The organism is Mesorhizobium sp. B2-6-2 (assembly GCF_006440615.1).
Taxonomy (GTDB): Bacteria; Pseudomonadota; Alphaproteobacteria; order Rhizobiales; family Rhizobiaceae; genus Mesorhizobium.
Window position 1 is genome coordinate 21,209 of record NZ_VFUG01000021.1, and the last position, 17,103, is coordinate 38,311.

The following is a 17,103-nucleotide window of genomic DNA, read 5'->3' on the forward strand; positions in this document are numbered from 1 at the left end:
CGCCACAGGCGCCCTTTTTTAAGCTGCGTGGGTACGCGCGGGCTGTCAGACCGCTGAGCCGTAAAGATCGTAAGCGTCGGCGCGGTCGATCTTGATGGTGACGATCTCGCCGGCGCGCAGCGGCCGCCGCGAATGGATGTGCACGGAGCCGTCGATCTCCGGCGCGTCGTATTTGGTACGGCCTTTGCCGGATGTGCCATGCGCCTCGTCGATCAGCACCGGCAGGCGCTTGCCGACTTTCTTGGCCAACTGCGCAGTCGAAATTTTCTGTTGGCGCTGCATGAAGCGGTGCCAGCGCGCTTCCTTGACCTCCTGCGGCACCTGCTCCAGCCCGAGATCGTTGGAGCGCGCGCCCTTGACCGGCTCGTATTTGAAGCAACCGGCGCGGTCGATTCTGGCTTCGTCCAGCCAGTCGAGCAGCATCTCGAAATCGTCCTCGGTCTCGCCGGGGAAGCCGACGATGAAGGTCGAGCGGATGGCGAGGTCCGGGCAGACCTCACGCCAGCCACGGATGCGGTCCAGCGTCTTTTCGCCGTGCGCGGGGCGTCGCATGTTCTTCAGCACCTGTGGCGACGCGTGCTGGAAGGGAATGTCGAGATAGGGGAGGATCTTTCCCTCCGCCATCAGCGGAATGACGTCGGCGACGTGCGGGTAGGGGTAAACATAATGCATGCGTATCCAGATGCCGAGCTTGCCGAGCTCGTCGGCGAGGTCGAGGAATTTCGCCCGCACCTCGCGATCGCCGAACATCGACGTCTGGTACTTGATGTCGATGCCGTAGGCGCTGGTGTCCTGCGAGATGACCAGGATCTCCTTGACGCCGGCCTTGGCGAGCTTTTCGGCTTCGCGCAGCACGTCCGCGGCCGGGCGCGAGACGAGATCGCCGCGCAGCGCCGGAATGATGCAGAAAGTGCAGCGGTTATTGCAGCCCTCGGAAATCTTCAAATAGGCGTAGTGGCGCGGCGTCAGCTTCACGCCCTGCGGCGGCAGCAGGTCGACATAGGGATCGTGGCTGGGCGGGACCGCCTCGTGCACCGCGGCCATCACGCTTTCATAGGCCTGCGGACCGGTGATCGCCAACACGTTGGGATGCTTTTCGCGGATGACCTCCGGCTCTGCGCCGAGGCAGCCGGTGACGATGACGCGGCCGTTCTCGGAAAGGGCGGAGCCGATGGCGTTGAGCGACTCGTCGCGGGCGGAATCGAGAAAGCCGCAAGTGTTGACGACGACGAGGTCGGCGCCATCATGCTTGCGTGCGATCTCGTAGCCTTCGGCGCGGAGCCGCGTGATGATGCGCTCGGAATCGACGAGCGCCTTCGGACATCCAAGACTGACGAAACTGACGCGTGGGGCGGACATAAATTTGTTTTCCAAGAGATGAGGGCGAGATCGAGGAGCCTCAGGCTCCGAAGATCGATCTAGGGCGCGCGGCTTTGAGCCATTTCGCGCGGCGCAATAGCACGCTTCGGCACAGAAGCAAACCTGCCAGCCGGCCACGACAAGAGGCGATGCGGCAGATGCTCGCCTTGAAAGAACGTCAGTGGCCGTCCGATCCGAACCAGGGCGCCAGGAAAGCAAAATGGTCGGGAAACTGCTGCACGGCGCCTCCCAGAAGCATGTTCACCGCGACATAGAGGATGATCAGCAGGCCGACATAGGCGATCCAGCGGTACTTGTGCAGCAGGCGCGCGACGAAGGATGCGGCAAAGCCCATCAGCGCGATCGAAAGGACCAGCCCGATGATCAGCACCGTGGGATGCTTCATGGCTGCGCCGGCGACGGCGAGCACGTTGTCAAGCGACATCGAGACGTCGGCGATGACGATCTGCCAGGCAGCCTGAGAGAAGGTCTTGCGCGGGCCTTTGCCGGCGATTTTGCCGTCCTTGTTATAATCGCCGTTCGACAGCGCTTCTGTCGCGTCGCGCTCATCCTCGTGGCTGACGCGCAGCTCGCGCCACATCTTCCAGCATACCCACAGAAGCAGGAGCCCGCCGGCGATGAGCAGCATCGGGCCGATGCTCAGCAGCCATTGCGTGATCAGGGCAAAGACGATGCGCAGGACAGTGGCTGCCGCGATGCCGACCAGGATGGCGCGCTTGCGCTGATCGACGGGAAGGCCGGCTGCCGCGAGGCCGATCACAATAGCGTTGTCGCCGGCAAGCGCGAGATCGATTGCGACGACCTGGAGGAGAGCCGAAAGGCCTGCGGCAGTGAATATTTCCATCGACTAGAAATCCTTGCCTGAAATGAGCGTAGCCCTTTACCCGGACGGGCCTAAAGGCACGGTCCCTCGGCGTCAAGACGAAGGGTTGGACATCGCCGGAAAACAAGGCCGGCAGCGCAAGCCTCAAGGATTTAGGGAGTCGCCGGCAAGCTGGCGAGGCCGAAAACTAGAGCGTTTTCATCGTTTCACGGAAACGGCGAACCGCTCTATCTCTTTGTTTTGACGCAATTCCAGACGGGAAACCGCTAGGCACTTTCCCTGGAATTGCTCTAGTCGTAGAGATTATATTTGGCCCAGTCGGATTCCGGGATTTCGTCGCCGATCCTGTAGCGGAACTGCAGCACCTGCATATGGTCCGGCGCGGTCTGGCATTTGAACTTCAGCCGGTACCATTGGCCATTGCTGCGGAAGGCGGCGCCCGAGCTCTTGATGGCATCGGCGCTCATCTGCGGCGTGGCGAAGGCGTAGGCCACGACGCGGTCGGCCTTGTAGTTGCGATCGTCGTGGCTGATCCGGTCGAGCACCTCGGCGTCACAGCGCTGCTCGAGGCGAGTCTGCGGATCGAGTTTCATCAGGCCGGCGCGCAACGCATTGTCCATCGCCTTGGCCGGCAAGACCGGCGCCAGCGACGCCAGAACCATCAGGCAGAGCTTTTTCATGGGCGCGACAAGCAGCATATTTTGTCCGATAAATCAAATAAACGGTACTTTACCAACTGTCGGTCGCCAGCGCCGCTTCGCTTCCAATGAATGCACCGTCTGCAAACGGTTCGTCACCCGGTGAGGAAGAGCATGATGTCCACGCCGTCTCTTGGAAAGACCGAGAAATGCGGATTCTCGAAGAGGCGGGCGGCAGCTTCTATCGTCTCGGCCTCAACGACAATGTAGCCGCAAAAGGGGTTCACTGCGTCGGCGATGCCATCCATAGGACCGGAGGATGATGCCCGCCCTGGGGCGCTGAGCAGCGGATACCTGAATAGGTGAACTTTGTGCGCCCGGTACGCTCGACCGGCGCTAACCTCGCCGCTATAGAAGGCACCAGGACATGCCAAAGGAGGGGGAAACTTGGTGAAATCCTACAGCCGACCGCCAATCGTCGAAGCTGTCGTGGAGTTCGTTTCGGCTGTGAATGTTTCGTTTGACGACCTTCAAGCGATGTCGCGCAAGGTAGCCGATGATTACAAAAACGAAACGGTCGAAAAGGCTTTTGACGTCAGCGTTGACACTTCGGGCGGCATTCCTACCTTTCACTCGGACCCATCGCCAGATCGGTTCCGCCGGACATCTGATGATCAAGCCGACATCGTCATTTTCGCTCACAATAGCATGCTCGTAGCGCGACTCGCTCCTTACCCGGGGTGGGAATATTTAAACGACCGCGTGGCAAGGAATTGGCGCGTTTGGTCCAAGGGCCAGACGGGCAAAAATATCAGGCGTGCCGGGGTGCGCTATGTTAACCGGATAGATATTCCAACGGCTGGCATCGAACACATCGACATTCGTGACTATCTAAGGGTCCAACCCAACGTCCCGATGATCGCCGATCGCCCAATGTCAGGCTTTTTAGTGCAGGCTTCAATGCCAACCGCGAACCCAAATTGGGATTGCAACATTACCTCAACGCTTGTGCTAGAGCCGCCACTGCTAAACCATACGTCCATTTTGTTAGATATTGACGTTTATCGAACTCGCGACATACCCTCCAAAGCTGCCGATATTCTTCCGATTCTAGACGAAGCTCGCACGTTGAAGAATACCATCTTTGAACTCTGCATAACCGATCAGGCACGGAAATTGTTTCGATGACGGTATCGATCAACAATACAATCATCGCTCCTAACACCCCATCGGAACTTCCAGTAAGCCCGGGAGCAGGGGTTTATTCTACTAGCTTGAATGATACCGTCTCGAACGCGTTTAAGCGTTCACTCCAGCCATTGGGCGCGATAAAGCCCAAGGGCAATGACAAACACCTGAGCACCCTTCTTGAAAATTCGAAAGCAGTTTTCAAAGTCACCACGAACACGGTTGCGATGCATCTTTTGTCGCCGGAGTGGAGGAACCTACTTTTTAAGCAGGTTGACAGTCTCTTGGAGCTGGAAGAGTGGCACGAGGATGACAAGCCGATCATTTCAGGGTCATCTTTGACCTTCGTGCGAATGCTAATCTTCCTTAAGGCTCGACGACCAGGACTTGCAGCAACAAGCGACGGGAACTTGGTTGCGACGTGGACGACTGGGGATAACCGGCTCACAATTATCTGCAAACCGAATGACTGGATCCGCTGGGTTGTTTCGACGAAAACCGATGCTGGTTGTGAAACTGCTGCCGGCCAGACCAAAATTGTTCGTCTTCCGATGGTGTTAGAAGCCTATAGTCCGCAGCAATGGTTCTCAGATGGCGGACGATAGGATTGCGGAAGACCATCATATTCTTCGGTACGTGCCATTCTCCAAGCTGCGGAAAGCTGACGGCACGGACGATGTCATCGGGGTGATGCCGGAAGTCTTCGCACTCCGGGAGGGTGAACCCTATCTTTCGGCAACTTGGATTGAGTATTTTGTGGCTCAACCCAACTCCCTTGCAGCGGCGGTGCAGGCGATCAGGAATAGCGCGCTTAGAGTGACGCCGAAGAGTGGATTCACCAAGGGCAAAGTGAGCGAAATTCGTTCCGCGTGCAAAGTACGCGGTCACCAGATCCGGGTAGTCCATGAACCGGAACCGGACAACGACGCGCACGTAGCAGTTCGTCGCTATCCCGCTGATGATTTGGAACTTTTCGAATCGCTGGCTACTGATGCTTGGTCTGATTGGTTTTTAAACTCTTCGATTCCATAGCCACGATAACAAGGCTGCTGCTGAGCAGCAAACATTCAAACAGGGGCAAATTGGTTCACGAACCGACCGGCGAGGATGAGGCTGCAAAAAGGCACAAAGCCTCAAACGATTTCAATTTATCGCGTGCGACCGCAATCAATACCTATGCCGACCTCGAAAGAATGCTCGGGCTCCTATTTGTCCATCTGCTGGGGGCCAAAAGTCATAAGTTTGGGTTTGTCGCGTTCTCAGCCATCCTCAATAACAGGGCGAGAATTCATACAATCGGGAAGCTAATAGCGCTTTCCTATGGTGAGGAATACGACGCGTTTTGGTTGTCCCTCGCGAAGGCACTTAGTGGCATTGATGACAGGCGCAACAAGATAGTCCACTGGATCGTCCTGCACTCTTCAAAAGGAGGCGCAGCTTTTGAACCGAATATTATCGCGCTTCATGAGCACCCAGACATGTATGGCGACAAGAAGTTATACAAAAAAGATATTGATGAATTTATTGTCAGGGCGGATTTCTACCGTCTTCTCGTCTTCTATTTCGATACGCATTTGAAATTCCCGGATGCGCCCGAAAATCCCGCAACGACGCCTTGGAAGATCATATTCTCTCAAAGAGTAACTTACCCACCGGATGCCAAACACCCTCTCTACGGGGCGATGCGATCGGTCCGGTAGCAGATGTTCGGATTGCCGAGAGGGTTGGCGTCACGTGCTCGACGACCTGTTGCATCCCGTCGCATCCCGAAAATCAATTGGTTTGTGGCGGAGGGAGTGGGATTCGAACCCACGGTGAACTTGCGCCCACGCCGGTTTTCAAGACCGGTGCCTTAAACCGCTCGGCCATCCCTCCATCGTGATCTTCACGAGGCGCTTCGTCCTGCCGACAGCAAAGCCCTGCCGGCAGGAACGCAAGCGCCCATGCTCTAGTGCGCCGTGCAAAGATCTGTCAATCGTAGGAATGGCCCAATGTTGTTTGGAGGTGGCGGATAGCCGGTGCATGCATTGACAATGCAGCCAACACGCTGCCAATTGGCATCTGCAAATATCTCAAAGAGGGAAGATTATGAAGAAAATCTATGAGAAACCTGTTTTGACGAAGCGCGAGAAGCTCTCGCAGGTCGCCGCCAACGGGTCGATCCCGCGATAACAGACCGGCAACCCGGTCGGGCCGGCCTCCACGCCCGACAGTCGTGGCCGTGGTGATGCTTTGAAGCGACCGTTATGGCGCGACGGCCGCTTGATCATCGCCCAGTTCCTATGTCTCGCCATAATCTCGCCCTGTTGCGGCCATAATCGATTAACATCGTGATAAGCAATTCCTGTGCAAAAGAGATTGGGGATCAAGGTGTTGGCCTGGCGGGCGACTTCTGGTCCCGTCTGGTGACAGCACGGTAGGGGACAATCGAGACATGCAGACCCTGACGCGCCCGCGTCTTCGTCGCGCTTCTGCTTTCGCCCTGTGCGCCCTTTCGGGCCTACTGCTGGCTGCCTGCGCCTCGCAACCCGAACCGAAGGGGATGGTCTACAAGAAGGGCCGCTCCAAGGAATATTTCGCCGAATCCGAATATGGCGTGAAGGCGAGCCCGCGTGTCCAGTTCATGCGGCGCGGCGGCGGCCGCGACCAGCTCGGCAAGCCCTATCAAGTGCGCGGCAAATGGTACTATCCCAAGGAAGACAAGGGCTACGCCAAGGTCGGCCTGGCTTCCTGGTACGGCGATGCGTTTCATGGCCGCCTGACCGCCAATGGCGAAGTCTATGACATGACGCATCTGACGGCAGCGCATCCGACGATGCCGCTGCCGAGCTATGCCCGCGTCACCAATCTGGAGACCGGCAGCTCGGTGATCGTGCGCGTCAACGATCGCGGCCCCTACCACGAAGGTCGCATCATCGACGTCTCCGAACGCGCGGCGCAGATGCTCGACTATGACAAGGTCGGCACGGCCAGGGTGAAAGTGGAATATGTCGGCCGCGCGCCGCTCGACGGCGATGACGACCAGTACCTGGTGGCCTCCTACCATCCCGGCAACAACCGGCCGGATCCTTCGGACGGCCTGCCGAGCGGCGTGATGGTGGCCATGAACGGCCCGTCGCCGAGCGTGCCGGTGGCGGCGTCTCCGGCGGCCGCGCCGTTTCCGGGCGAGTTGACCAATTCGGGGCAGGCCTTTGCAGCGCAGCCGGGGCTTTCGGATCAGCCGGCCGTGCAGCCGGCCGCATTCGCCGTCCCGGGCGCCAGCGATGTCGCGCTGCCGGATTTCGGTCCGATCGTGCCGGAACGGCCGGATTTCACGCTTCCGCCGAACTCGCCCTTCGCCATGGCCTCCCTGTCTTACGCGGATGAGCGGGTAGAGCGCGCCGATGTCTTTGCCGCGCTCGATTCCGGCGGCATGTCGGCGGCTGATATCCTGCGTTCATGGAAGAAATCGAACCGAGAGCTACAGACGCCTGCGTCCGACTACGTCGCTGCCGGTTCCTTCGACGAGGCCGTGAAGGCAAAGCGCGTGGCAGCAGCGCTCGAGCCGTTCGGCCGGACCGAGATCCAGCGCACCGAGCTCGACGGCAATGACTGGTATGCGGTCAATGTCTATCCGGACGGCCATGGCAGCGTCGACGACCTGCTCCAGGCAGCCTGGTCGCATGGCGCCCCGGACGCGCTGGTTGTGCGTAACTGATCAAATTCGCGCTGCCCGTTGATCCGGCCGAAAAAACCCTGATAGCTTGGCCGCGGGGTAGTCTTTGCGCATTCTGGAGCGGCTCTACGCTTTCCGGGTTGCTCAGATCGGGTCGACATTTCATGCAGTTCCGCATCTTTCCGCCTTTCGCCAGCCTTCTGGGATTGGCGCTGGCGTTGCTTTGCGCCGCCCCGGCCAGCGCGCAGCTCTTCGAGACCAAGGCGGCGCAGGCGTTCATGATCGATGCCGACACCGGCACCGTGCTCTTCGCCAAGGACCCCGACAAGCCGATCCCGCCGGCCTCGATGGCCAAGCTGATGACGATGGAGATGGTCTTCAATGCCATCAAGTCGAAGCGGATCACGCTCGACGACAGTTTCGTCGTCAGCGAAAACGCCTGGCGCACCGGCGGCGCGCCGTCCGGTACCTCGACCATGTTCGCCAAGCTCAAATCCGAGGTCCGCGTCGAGGATTTGATCCAGGGCGTCACGGTGCAGGCCGCCAATGACGGCTGTATCGTGCTTGCCGAGGGACTGGCGGGCTCGGAAGCGAATTTCGCCGCGCAGATGACCGATCGCGCCCGCCAGCTCGGCCTCTCGAAATCGACCTTCGTCAATTCGACCGGCCTGCCGGCCGACGGGCAGCAGACGACGGTGCGGGAGCTGACGATGCTGGCGCTGCATCTGTGGCGCGACTATCCGGAGTTCTTCCACTATTACGGCCAGCCGGACTTCACCTGGAACAAGATCTCGCAGAGGAACCGCAATCCGCTGATCGCCATGGGCATCGAAGCCGACGGCTTCGTGGCCGGCGCCAGCGAGCAGGCGGGCTTCGGCCTGGTCGGCACCGTCGGCCACAACGGCACGCGCGTGATCGCCGCCCTCAGCGGACTGGCCAATGACCGCGAGCGCTCCGAAGAGGCGCGCAAGCTGCTCGAATGGGGCTCGCGGTCATTCCAGAAGACCGAGATCTTCGCCAAGGACGAGGTGGTTGGCGAAGCGCAGGTTTTCGGCGGCGCCAAATCCGGCCTGGCCTTGAAAGCGAAAGGTCCGGTAGACATCTTTCTGCCGATAGCCAACCGCGACAAGCTGACCGCCAGGATCGTCTACCAGGGTCCGGTGTCGGCACCGGTCGAGGAGGGGCAACCGGTCGGGGAATTGCGCGTTTGGATAGGCGAGACGCTGAGCCAGCAGACGCCGCTCTATGCCGCAGAATCGGTGAAGGTGGGCACGCTGCCGCAGCGCGCGTTGGACGCGGCCAAGGAACTCGCTGTCGGCTGGCTGCGGCAGAAACATTTGTGATCGGGCAAGTTCGTGGACCTTTTGTCGGACGGGAGCTATGACAGCGGCCAGCGCGAGCAGAGGCAATCTCGATTGGCGAGTGGATTTTTCATCACCTTCGAGGGCGGCGAAGGAGCAGGCAAGTCGACGCAGATCGAGCGGCTGGCGCGGCGCATGCGCGCCAAGAAATACGAGGTCCTGGTCAGCCGCGAACCGGGTGGATCGCCCGGCGCCGAAGCCGTAAGGCATGTGCTTCTGTCCGGGGCGGCCGAGCCGTTCGGCCCGAAGATGGAGGCGATCCTGTTCGCCGCCGCGCGCTCCGACCACGTCGAGCAGGTCATCCGGCCCGCGGTCGAGCGCGGCTCGATCGTGCTGTGCGACCGGTTCATCGATTCCTCGCGCGTCTACCAAGGCGTCACCGGCGGGCTTGATGCCGATTTCATGAAGGCGCTGGAGGCCGTGGCCATCAACGGCATGATGCCCGACATGACGCTGATCTTCGACATCGATCCCGCTGAAGGCCTGAAGCGGGCCGCCGCGCGGCGTGGCGCCGGTGACGCCGCCGACCGCTTCGAGAAGGAGACCCTGGCCATCCACCGGCGGCGGCGCGAGGCTTTCCTGGCCATCGCCGCGGCGGAGCCGGAGCGCTGCATCGTCATCGACGCTTCCGCCGATCCCGACACGGTGGAGAACGTCGTCACCGCCGCCGTCTTCGCGGCGCTGGAAGAGCGGATGCCGGCGCAAAGGATCGAGACGGCGCCGGCATGATCTTCGAACGTATCGCCCCCGAACAGCACGACACGCTGGACGGCGTACCCGAGCCTGCCGAAACGCCGCGGCTGATCGGCCACGCATCGGCGGCAGGGATGCTTGCCAGCGCCTACCGCGCCGGCAAGCTGCCGCATGCGCTGATTTTCGCCGGGCCGCAGGGTATCGGCAAGGCGACGCTGGCGTTCCACATGGCGCACCATCTTCTGAGATATCCGGATTTCAAGACGGCGCCCGATACGCTTGCCGTTCCCGATCCGGCCTCCTCGCTGTTTCGCCAGATTGCCACCGGCGCGCATCCTTCGGTGCTGCATCTCACCCGTCCGGCCAACGAGAAGACCAAGAGCTTCAAGACGGTGCTGACCGTCGACGAGATCCGCAAGGTCAGCCGCTTCCTGTCGATGACCTCGCATGACGGCAGCTACCGGGTCGTCATCGTCGATCCGGCCGACGACATGAACACTAACGCCGCCAATGCCTTGCTCAAGAATCTCGAAGAGCCGCCGGCGCGCACCCTGTTCATTCTGGTGGTGCACGCGCCGGGCAGCCTGTTGCCGACGATCCGCTCGCGCTGCCAGATGGTGCGGCTGGCGCCTTTGGCCGCCGACGAGCTGATGGCGGTGCTGGAAAATGTCGAGCCGCCGCCGCCGGAGGATCCGGGCGCGCGCGCAGCGCTGGCCGAGCGGGCAGGGGGCAGCGCCCGCAACGCGATCCTGCTCACCCAATATGGAGGGCTGGAGATCGCAGGCGCGCTCGACGCACTGGTGGCGGCCAGGAAGCCCGACATTGCCGGCGCCCATCGCCTTGCCGAAGCCGTGGCGGGACGCGACCAGGCGATCCAGTTCGACATCTTCAACCGCCGAGCGCTCGACCTGCTTTCGACCGCCGCCAGTGACGCCGCGCTGGCCGGCGATCTCGCCCGGGCCAAAACCCTGTCCGAGGCTTGGCACGAGGCGCTGAACACGATATCTGAGGCTGAGACCTACAACCTCGACAAGAAGCAGCACGCCCTGACCATGATCGACCGCCTGAATTCTGCGATGCGAATGTGACGGCTCGTTCGATGCATGCCGTTGGCCCAGTTTTGGGCGGCATGCATTGGCCTCGGGATGGCAATCGACGTTCCGATGCGATATCCACCGCCACAACTCACATTCAGATATTCATGACGGTTCATTGATGTCACGCGATACATTCTACATCACCACCGCGATCTCCTACCCGAACGGCAAGCCGCATATCGGCCATGCCTATGAGCTGATCGCCACCGACGCGCTAGCCCGCTTCCAGCGGCTGGACGGCAAGGACGTCTACTTCCTGACCGGCACCGACGAGCACGGCATCAAGATGCTGCAAACAGCGCGCAAGGAAGGCATCGCGGCGCGCGAGCTCGCCGACCGCAACTCGGCCGAGTTCAGGCGCATGGCCACCGCGCTCAACGCTTCCAACGACGATTTCATCCGCACCACCGAGGAGCGGCACTATGCATCCTCCCAGGCGATCTGGAAGGCGATGGCCGCCAATGGCGACATCTACAAGGGCGGCTATGCCGGTTGGTATTCGGTGCGCGACGAGGCCTATTACGGCGAGGAGGAGACCGAGGTTCGCCCCGACAATGTCCGCTACGGGCCGCAGGGCACGCCGGTGGAATGGGTCGAGGAAGAAAGCTATTTCTTCCGGCTGTCGGCCTACCAGGACAGGCTGATCGCGCTTTACGAGAGCCAGCCCGATTTCATCGGTCCGGCCGAGCGCCGCAACGAGGTGATGAGCTTCGTCAAATCGGGGCTGAAGGATCTGTCGGTCTCGCGCACCACTTTCGACTGGGGCGTGCCGGTGCCGGGCGACGAAAAACACGTGATGTATGTGTGGGTCGACGCCTTGACCAACTACATCACCGGCGTCGGTTATCCCAATGAAAACGATGAGAAATGGCGGTTTTGGCCTGCCGATGCGCACATCATCGGCAAGGACATTGTGCGCTTCCACGCCGTCTATTGGCCGGCCTTCCTGATGTCGGCGGGAATCCCGTTGCCGAAGCGCGTCTTCGGCCATGGCTTCCTTTTCAACCGCGGCGAGAAGATGTCGAAGTCGGTCGGCAACGTCATCGACCCGTTCACGATGGTCGAGCATTACGGCGTTGACCAGGTGCGCTATTTCTTTCTGCGCGAGGTGCCATTCGGCCAGGACGGCAATTACAGCCATGAGGCGATCGTCAACCGCACCAATGCCGATCTTGCCAACGGCCTCGGCAATCTGGCGCAGCGCTCGCTGTCGATGATTGCCAAGAACTGCGGCGGCAAGGTGCCGGCGCGCGGCGACCTTGCCGAGGCCGACACGGCGATCCTCGACCAGGCGGTCGAAGCGCTGGCCGTTTCGCGCCGGGCGATGGCGGAGCAGGGCATCCATCTGGCGCTGGCGGCGATCTTCGGTGTTGTTGCCGAAGCAGACCGCTATTTCGCCTCTCAAGAGCCGTGGGCGCTGCGCAAGACCAATCCGGAGCGCATGGAAACCGTGCTGTGGACGACGGCCGAGCTGGTGCGCCGGGTGACGCTGCTTTGCCAACCCTTCATTCCCGGATCGGCCGCCAAGCTGCTCGACCTGTTGGCAGTGCCTGCTGAGAGCCGCGCTTTCGAGCACGTCCATGCCGACCACGCGCTGGAGCCAGGCACTGCCTTGCCTGCGCCGGAGGGCGTGTTTCCGCGCTATGTCGAGCAGGATGGCAATAGCTGATGCTGGTCGACAGCCATTGCCATCTCGACTTTCCGGACTTCGCCGAGGAGCGGACGGCCATCGTCGCCCGCGCTCTCGCCGCCGGGATCGGGCGCATGGTGACGATCTCAACGCGCGTGAGACGATTTCAGCAGGTCATTGAAATCGCTGAATCTTTCAATGAGGTCTATTGCTCTGTCGGCACCCATCCGCACAATGCGGCGGAAGAGCTCGACGTCACCACTGACGAGCTGGTGCGGCTTTCCGGCCATCCCAAGGTGGTGGCGATCGGCGAAGCCGGGCTCGACTATTACTATGACAAGGCGCCGCGCGATGCGCAGGCGCAGGGTTTTCGCACCCATATCGCGGCTGCGCGCCGGACCGGCCTGCCGCTGGTCATCCATTCGCGCGACGCCGACGACGACATGGCGTCGATCCTCGAGAACGAAACAGGGAAGGGTGCCTTCCCCTTCATCCTGCACTGTTTTTCGTCCGGACGCAGGCTGGCTGAAGTCGGCGTGGCGCTGGGCGGCTATGTCTCCTTCTCTGGCATCCTGACCTTCAAGAACTCCGCCGAGCTGCGCGCCATCGCCGCCGACGTCCCGCGCGACCGGCTGCTGGTCGAAACCGACGCGCCCTACCTTGCGCCGGTCCCGCATCGCGGCAAACGCAACGAACCGGCCTATGTGGCGAACACGGCCAGGGTGCTCGCCGAGACCATCGGCGTCAGCGAGGCCGAGATCGCCGATATCACCACCGGGAACTTCTTCAGGCTGTTCACCAAGATGCCGCGTCCCGAAACGGCTGCGGGCTGAGGCATGAGCGACCGGCTGCGCTTTACTGTTCTTGGCTGCGGCTCATCGCCCGGCACGCCGCGCATCACCGGAGATTGGGGCAATTGCGACCCCAAGAACCCGAAGAACCGGCGCATGCGCACGGCCGCGCTGGTCGAGCGGATTGCCGCCAACGGCGCGCGCACCACGGTCGTCATCGATACTGGGCCGGATTTCCGCGAGCAGATGCTGCTGGCCTCGGTCAAGCGCATCGACGCAGTCGTCTACACGCATCCGCATGCCGACCACATCCACGGCATCGACGATCTGCGCGGCTATGTGCTCGAGCAACGCCATTGCATCGACATCCATGCCGACGAGCCGACCACGCTGCGGCTGCGCCAGGCGTTCGGCTATTGCTTCGAGACGCCGCCAGGCAGTTCCTATCCGCCGATCGTCAAGGCTCACATCATCGATCACGCCAGGCCGGTCGTGATCGAAGGCGAGGGGGGCGCCCTCACCCTTGAGCCGCTGCCGCAGTTCCATGGCGACATCATCTCGCTCGGCTTCCGCATCGGCGGGCTTGCCTATTGCCCTGATATCAGCGGCTTCCCGGACGCCACCATTGAGCGTTTGCGCGGCCTCGACACGCTGGTCATCGATGCGCTGCAGTACAACACCCATCCCAGCCATCTATCGCTCGGCCAGGCGCTGGAGTGGATCGAAAAGCTGACGCCGAGGAACGCCGTGCTGACCCATATGCATGTGCCGCTGGATTATGCCGCCGTGATGGCCGAAACGCCGGAGCACGTGGCGCCGGCCTATGACGGCATGGTGATCGAAATTCCTTACGAGTCAGAGCGATAGCGGCAACTGCTCAGTTGGCATCGCAGCTCGCCATTTATGGTTTAGCCGGTAGCCCGAATTCGCGAAGTGGCGCGCACAGCCAGTCCACAGCGTATGTCGTCAATGACGAAAGCCGAGGCAATTCTCGGGTCGGCGCCCAAATGCTTAGTTCCATAATCTATCTTATGCGACTTTCTGATGTGGCAACAGAGGGGTGATTCAAGCCGTCTTCCGGCTGATGAACAGTCCGTTTTCCTTGCCAACCTCAAGGACGTCATTTCCGGCTTGGAACGCTTCGGACGCGATCGCCGACTATTTGCAGCGCCGGCAGCCTCGCGCCCTGATGCTGTGGTCGGCATGACACGTTCTTGGACCTGGCAGAGACGCTGTCATGGATGGAGGCCCTGCCGAGGATGGAAGCACACATCCTCGACGGGCCTCATTTCCTGCTGGAAACGCATGCCAACCAAGCCGCGTCGTTGATGGTCGACTTCCTGAAACGGCAATAGAACAGTCCTTGAGTCTGGCCGACCCGACGCGGCCGCCGCCCGTGGCTACATTGTCCGGCATCAATGTTCTGGCCGCTGCCATGTCGGCCGGCCTGCCACAGAAGCTCGGTGCCGTCGATGGTCGCCGAAATGCCGTCAGCGTGAAGCGTCAGCTGGTCCATTGCGTCCTCGCGGCTGGCTGGTTTGGCCGGCAGGCTAGCAAAAGGCCGTGCGTGAACTCAAGCGCGGCAGGCAGATCGCCTTGGTCGTGGGCGCTTGGTGCGCAGTCGAAAAAACGGCCGGAGGTTTCCCTCCGGCCGTGCCGAGGTCGGTCGTGTTGCCTGCTGCGGTCCGGCCTATTCGCGCTCGCCGGTGAAATTCAGCAGCAGCTGGAAGATGTTGATGAAGTTCAGATAGAGCGAGAAGGCGCCGAAGACGGCAAGCTTCTGCTGCGATTCCGCATCGAAGTTCTCGGCATATTGCTCCTTGATCGTCTGCGTGTCCCAGGCGGTGAGGCCGATGAAGACGGCGATGCCGATCACCGAGATGGCGAACTGCAGGGCGGTCGAGCCGAGGAACAGGTTGACGAGGCTGGCGATGACCACGCCGATCAGGCCCATGACCAGGAAGGACGAGAACTGCGTCAGGTCGCGCCTGGTCGTGTAGCCGTAGAGGCTGGTGGCGCCGAACATCGTGGCGGCGATGAAGAAGGTGCGCGCGATGCTGGTCGAGGTGAAGACCAGGAACACCGAGGCGAGCGACAGGCCCATGACCGCGCAGAAGGCCCAGAACATTGCCTGCGCGCTCGCGGCCGACATGGTCTGCATCCTGAACGAGAACAGCATGACGAAGGCGAGCGGCGCCAGCATCACCACCCATTTCAGCGGGCTGGAGAAGATCGGCACATAGAGCGCCGGCGTCGAGGCCACGAAGAAGGCGACGAGGCCGGTGACGACGAGACCGAGGCCCATATAGTTGTAGACGCGCAGCATGTGCTTGCGCAGGCCCTCGTCATAGACGGCTCCGGCCTGGACGCCGGTGCCCATTCGGTATCCCAGATTGGGGCTGTTCATTCGGTTTCTCCTTGGTTCTCGGTAGAGGGTTTGTTTTCAGTAGAGAGTTCTGGCGAGTTTCTCGGCGGCACGGTCGAGGCTGCCGGCGTCGCCGCGTCCGACCACCGCATAGGCGACCTCGCCGATCTGGAAATACGCGGTTGAGATGTCGTCGGAGGGCGCGATCGTCGGCTTCACCACATCGAACCTGCCCGGCCTGATGGCGAACAACGAGACAAGACCGAGGTCCTTGGTCTCGACCGCTACCTCGACGCTCGGCCCGAATTGCGAGGGATAGACCTGGACGTCGCGAATCTTCCAGTCGTCGGGCAGCGACGGCATGACGATCGCGGTCGCGGCGCGGATCTCGTCGGGATCGTAGCCCGGCGCCTCTTGCTGCGACGGCATCGTCTCGCGCACCAAGGTCGTCCTGTGCGCCCGGACCGCATCCTCGACATAGGCCGGCGGCTGCGTCGAGGCGACCACCTTGGTCACGGCGATCGGCCCGAAAGCGCCGTTGGCCAGCCAGCCTGCCGCGACCAGCACGGCCGCTGCGGCCGCCCGCTGCAGCACGGCAAGGATGCGTCCCCTGGCAAGGCCTCTTTCCAGCCGGCGCGCCGCTTCTGTCGTGGCCGGACGCGCCCTGCCGACAGGGCCAGCAAGCGCGACGCGCAGTTCGTCGCGCGTCCTCAGATCGGACATCACGCGCGCCGCCACTTCCGGGCGCGCGGCGAGGTGCGCCTCGACCTCGATGCGGCGGGCGACATCCAGCTGATCGTCGACATAGGCGTCGAGGTCGGCATCGGTCACGGGGTCGACAATAGCGGTCATTGATCGTCTCCCACGATCCTGAGATGAGGCCTGGCTTTCGGCGCCGCGCCCTCTTCCATCTCGCGCAGCGCGGCGCGCGCGCGGCCGATGCGCGACATCAGCGTTCCGAGCGGCACGCCGATGACTTCGGCGGCCTCCTGATAGGAAAGCCCTTCGATGGCGACGAGATGGAGCGCGGAGCACTGTTCCTCCGGCAGCGAAAGAAACGCTTCCCGGACCTGCGACAGGCGAACCGAATGGTCCTGCGACGCCGGCATGCTCTGGTCGGCAACGAGGCCCGCCTGTTCGATGCGCGCCGCCTCGGAGCGGCGCGAGCGCATGCGGTCGATGAAGATGTTGTGCACGATCGCCAGCAGCCAGGCGCGCAGATTGCCGCTTGACCGGAAGGTCGCGCGCCGCTCATAAGCGCGCACCAGCGCGTCATGGACGAGATCCTCGGCCTCAGTGCTGTCGCGCGTCAGCGAGCGCGCATAGCGCCGCAGCGAGCCCAACTGCCCGGCGATATCGAAGCGTGCCATCGACCGTTTCATGCCCTGTTTACGGAGCATGTAGGGGTTTTAATCCCCTGCCCGGCATTTCTTTTCGTGTCGCCGCCACAGCGGAAACCGCTGGCGCGGCGGGATCGATTTG

Annotated in this window: 19 protein-coding genes and 1 tRNA gene; 11 read left to right on the forward strand and 9 right to left on the reverse strand. The window is 61.8% G+C overall.

Going from position 1 to position 17,103, the window contains the following annotated elements; genetic code table 11:
* Positions 1 to 45 precede the first annotated feature (45 nt).
* From rimO to FJ419_RS30925, 4 genes are all read right to left on the reverse strand, one after another.
* Complete coding sequence (gene rimO, locus FJ419_RS26630) at positions 46 to 1,359, reverse strand: 30S ribosomal protein S12 methylthiotransferase RimO (protein WP_140700243.1); 1,314 nt, start codon at positions 1,357 to 1,359, stop codon at positions 46 to 48.
* A gap of 178 nt (positions 1,360 to 1,537) precedes the next feature.
* On the reverse strand, positions 1,538 to 2,224 hold the full coding sequence (locus FJ419_RS26635) for a TerC family protein (protein ID WP_095765435.1): 687 nt from the start codon (positions 2,222 to 2,224) through the stop codon (positions 1,538 to 1,540).
* Between the two features lie 269 nt (positions 2,225 to 2,493).
* Positions 2,494 to 2,901, reverse strand: a complete 408-nt coding sequence (locus tag FJ419_RS26640; RefSeq protein ID WP_140700245.1) for a DUF930 domain-containing protein — start codon at positions 2,899 to 2,901, stop codon at positions 2,494 to 2,496.
* A gap of 95 nt (positions 2,902 to 2,996) precedes the next feature.
* Complete coding sequence (locus tag FJ419_RS30925; RefSeq protein WP_181170822.1) at positions 2,997 to 3,149, reverse strand: hypothetical protein; 153 nt, start codon at positions 3,147 to 3,149, stop codon at positions 2,997 to 2,999.
* A 142-nt stretch (positions 3,150 to 3,291) separates the two neighbouring features.
* Here FJ419_RS30925 and FJ419_RS26645 point away from each other — a divergent pair, with 142 nt between their 5' ends.
* Genes FJ419_RS26645 through FJ419_RS26660 form a run of 4 tightly spaced genes read left to right on the forward strand, consistent with a single transcriptional unit; the run spans position 3,292 to position 5,729 of the window.
* Positions 3,292 to 4,029: a TIGR04255 family protein gene (locus FJ419_RS26645; protein WP_181170819.1), complete on the forward strand. Its 738-nt coding sequence runs from the start codon at positions 3,292 to 3,294 to the stop codon at positions 4,027 to 4,029.
* Positions 4,026 to 4,634: a hypothetical protein gene (locus FJ419_RS26650; protein ID WP_140700249.1), complete on the forward strand. Its 609-nt coding sequence runs from the start codon at positions 4,026 to 4,028 to the stop codon at positions 4,632 to 4,634. Before FJ419_RS26645 ends, FJ419_RS26650 begins: the two co-directional genes overlap by 4 nt.
* Positions 4,621 to 5,061, forward strand: coding sequence for a hypothetical protein (locus FJ419_RS26655; RefSeq protein WP_140700251.1), 441 nt, complete (start codon positions 4,621 to 4,623; stop codon positions 5,059 to 5,061). Before FJ419_RS26650 ends, FJ419_RS26655 begins: the two co-directional genes overlap by 14 nt.
* Before the next feature lie 50 nt (positions 5,062 to 5,111).
* On the forward strand, positions 5,112 to 5,729 hold the full coding sequence (locus tag FJ419_RS26660) for a hypothetical protein (protein WP_140700253.1): 618 nt from the start codon (positions 5,112 to 5,114) through the stop codon (positions 5,727 to 5,729).
* Between the two features lie 85 nt (positions 5,730 to 5,814).
* Here the strand turns inward: FJ419_RS26660 and FJ419_RS26665 are convergent.
* Positions 5,815 to 5,904: transfer RNA gene (locus tag FJ419_RS26665), tRNA-Ser, on the reverse strand.
* Positions 5,905 to 6,463: 559 nt separating this feature from the next.
* Between FJ419_RS26665 and FJ419_RS26670 the strand changes: the two genes are divergently transcribed.
* The 7 genes from FJ419_RS26670 to FJ419_RS26700 all read left to right on the forward strand — a co-directional run bounded on the left by FJ419_RS26670 (position 6,464) and on the right by FJ419_RS26700 (position 14,123).
* Positions 6,464 to 7,726 carry a septal ring lytic transglycosylase RlpA family protein gene (locus FJ419_RS26670; protein WP_140700256.1) on the forward strand — a complete coding sequence of 421 codons (1,263 nt, stop codon included), beginning with the start codon at positions 6,464 to 6,466 and terminating at the stop codon, positions 7,724 to 7,726.
* A gap of 122 nt (positions 7,727 to 7,848) precedes the next feature.
* Positions 7,849 to 9,027 carry a D-alanyl-D-alanine carboxypeptidase family protein gene (locus tag FJ419_RS26675; protein ID WP_140700258.1) on the forward strand — a complete coding sequence of 393 codons (1,179 nt, stop codon included), beginning with the start codon at positions 7,849 to 7,851 and terminating at the stop codon, positions 9,025 to 9,027.
* Between the two features lie 72 nt (positions 9,028 to 9,099).
* Positions 9,100 to 9,774, forward strand: a complete 675-nt coding sequence (gene tmk, locus FJ419_RS26680) for a dTMP kinase (protein WP_140636683.1) — start codon at positions 9,100 to 9,102, stop codon at positions 9,772 to 9,774.
* Entirely contained in the window at positions 9,771 to 10,826 is a 1,056-nt protein-coding gene (locus FJ419_RS26685) for a DNA polymerase III subunit delta' (RefSeq protein WP_140700260.1), read from the forward strand. The genes tmk and FJ419_RS26685 overlap by 4 nt, the downstream gene beginning before the upstream one ends.
* 127 nt (positions 10,827 to 10,953) lie before the next feature.
* A complete protein-coding gene (metG, locus tag FJ419_RS26690; protein WP_140700262.1) occupies positions 10,954 to 12,504 on the forward strand; it encodes a methionine--tRNA ligase in 1,551 nt (516 codons plus the stop codon).
* A complete protein-coding gene (locus FJ419_RS26695; protein WP_140700264.1) occupies positions 12,504 to 13,298 on the forward strand; it encodes a TatD family hydrolase in 795 nt (264 codons plus the stop codon). The genes metG and FJ419_RS26695 overlap by 1 nt, the downstream gene beginning before the upstream one ends.
* Before the next feature lie 3 nt (positions 13,299 to 13,301).
* Positions 13,302 to 14,123 (forward strand): MBL fold metallo-hydrolase, encoded by an 822-nt coding sequence (locus tag FJ419_RS26700; protein ID WP_140700266.1) that lies wholly within the window; start codon positions 13,302 to 13,304, stop codon positions 14,121 to 14,123.
* A gap of 418 nt (positions 14,124 to 14,541) precedes the next feature.
* Here FJ419_RS26700 and FJ419_RS30930 read toward each other — a convergent pair whose 3' ends face one another.
* From FJ419_RS30930 to FJ419_RS26725, 4 genes are all read right to left on the reverse strand, one after another.
* Positions 14,542 to 14,772, reverse strand: a complete 231-nt coding sequence (locus tag FJ419_RS30930; protein WP_181170820.1) for a hypothetical protein — start codon at positions 14,770 to 14,772, stop codon at positions 14,542 to 14,544.
* Positions 14,773 to 14,946: 174 nt separating this feature from the next.
* Positions 14,947 to 15,663 (reverse strand): Bax inhibitor-1/YccA family protein, encoded by a 717-nt coding sequence (locus FJ419_RS26715; RefSeq protein ID WP_140700268.1) that lies wholly within the window; start codon positions 15,661 to 15,663, stop codon positions 14,947 to 14,949.
* 36 nt (positions 15,664 to 15,699) lie between these two features.
* Positions 15,700 to 16,473 (reverse strand): anti-sigma factor, encoded by a 774-nt coding sequence (locus tag FJ419_RS26720; protein WP_140700270.1) that lies wholly within the window; start codon positions 16,471 to 16,473, stop codon positions 15,700 to 15,702.
* Positions 16,470 to 16,991: a sigma-70 family RNA polymerase sigma factor gene (locus FJ419_RS26725; RefSeq protein WP_246679403.1), complete on the reverse strand. Its 522-nt coding sequence runs from the start codon at positions 16,989 to 16,991 to the stop codon at positions 16,470 to 16,472. Before FJ419_RS26725 ends, FJ419_RS26720 begins: the two co-directional genes overlap by 4 nt.
* Positions 16,992 to 17,103: the final 112 nt, after the last annotated feature.

Bases quoted from the DNA above. Each gene is read 5' to 3' on its own strand.
- rimO (WP_140700243.1), bottom strand. From the start codon at position 1,359: ATGTCCGCCCCACGCGTCAGTTTCGTCAGTCTTGGATGTCCGAAGGCG.
- FJ419_RS26635 (WP_095765435.1), bottom strand. From the start codon at position 2,224: ATGGAAATATTCACTGCCGCAGGCCTTTCGGCTCTCCTCCAGGTCGTC.
- FJ419_RS26640 (WP_140700245.1), bottom strand. From the start codon at position 2,901: ATGCTGCTTGTCGCGCCCATGAAAAAGCTCTGCCTGATGGTTCTGGCG.
- FJ419_RS30925 (WP_181170822.1), bottom strand. From the start codon at position 3,149: ATGGATGGCATCGCCGACGCAGTGAACCCCTTTTGCGGCTACATTGTC.
- FJ419_RS26650 (WP_140700249.1), top strand. From the start codon at position 4,026: ATGACGGTATCGATCAACAATACAATCATCGCTCCTAACACCCCATCG.
- FJ419_RS26655 (WP_140700251.1), top strand. From the start codon at position 4,621: ATGGCGGACGATAGGATTGCGGAAGACCATCATATTCTTCGGTACGTG.
- FJ419_RS26670 (WP_140700256.1), top strand. From the start codon at position 6,464: ATGCAGACCCTGACGCGCCCGCGTCTTCGTCGCGCTTCTGCTTTCGCC.
- FJ419_RS26675 (WP_140700258.1), top strand. From the start codon at position 7,849: ATGCAGTTCCGCATCTTTCCGCCTTTCGCCAGCCTTCTGGGATTGGCG.
- FJ419_RS26685 (WP_140700260.1), top strand. From the start codon at position 9,771: ATGATCTTCGAACGTATCGCCCCCGAACAGCACGACACGCTGGACGGC.
- metG (WP_140700262.1), top strand. From the start codon at position 10,954: ATGTCACGCGATACATTCTACATCACCACCGCGATCTCCTACCCGAAC.
- FJ419_RS26695 (WP_140700264.1), top strand. From the start codon at position 12,504: ATGCTGGTCGACAGCCATTGCCATCTCGACTTTCCGGACTTCGCCGAG.
- FJ419_RS26700 (WP_140700266.1), top strand. From the start codon at position 13,302: ATGAGCGACCGGCTGCGCTTTACTGTTCTTGGCTGCGGCTCATCGCCC.
- FJ419_RS30930 (WP_181170820.1), bottom strand. From the start codon at position 14,772: ATGGACCAGCTGACGCTTCACGCTGACGGCATTTCGGCGACCATCGAC.
- FJ419_RS26715 (WP_140700268.1), bottom strand. From the start codon at position 15,663: ATGAACAGCCCCAATCTGGGATACCGAATGGGCACCGGCGTCCAGGCC.
- FJ419_RS26720 (WP_140700270.1), bottom strand. From the start codon at position 16,473: ATGACCGCTATTGTCGACCCCGTGACCGATGCCGACCTCGACGCCTAT.
- FJ419_RS26725 (WP_246679403.1), bottom strand. From the start codon at position 16,991: ATGGCACGCTTCGATATCGCCGGGCAGTTGGGCTCGCTGCGGCGCTAT.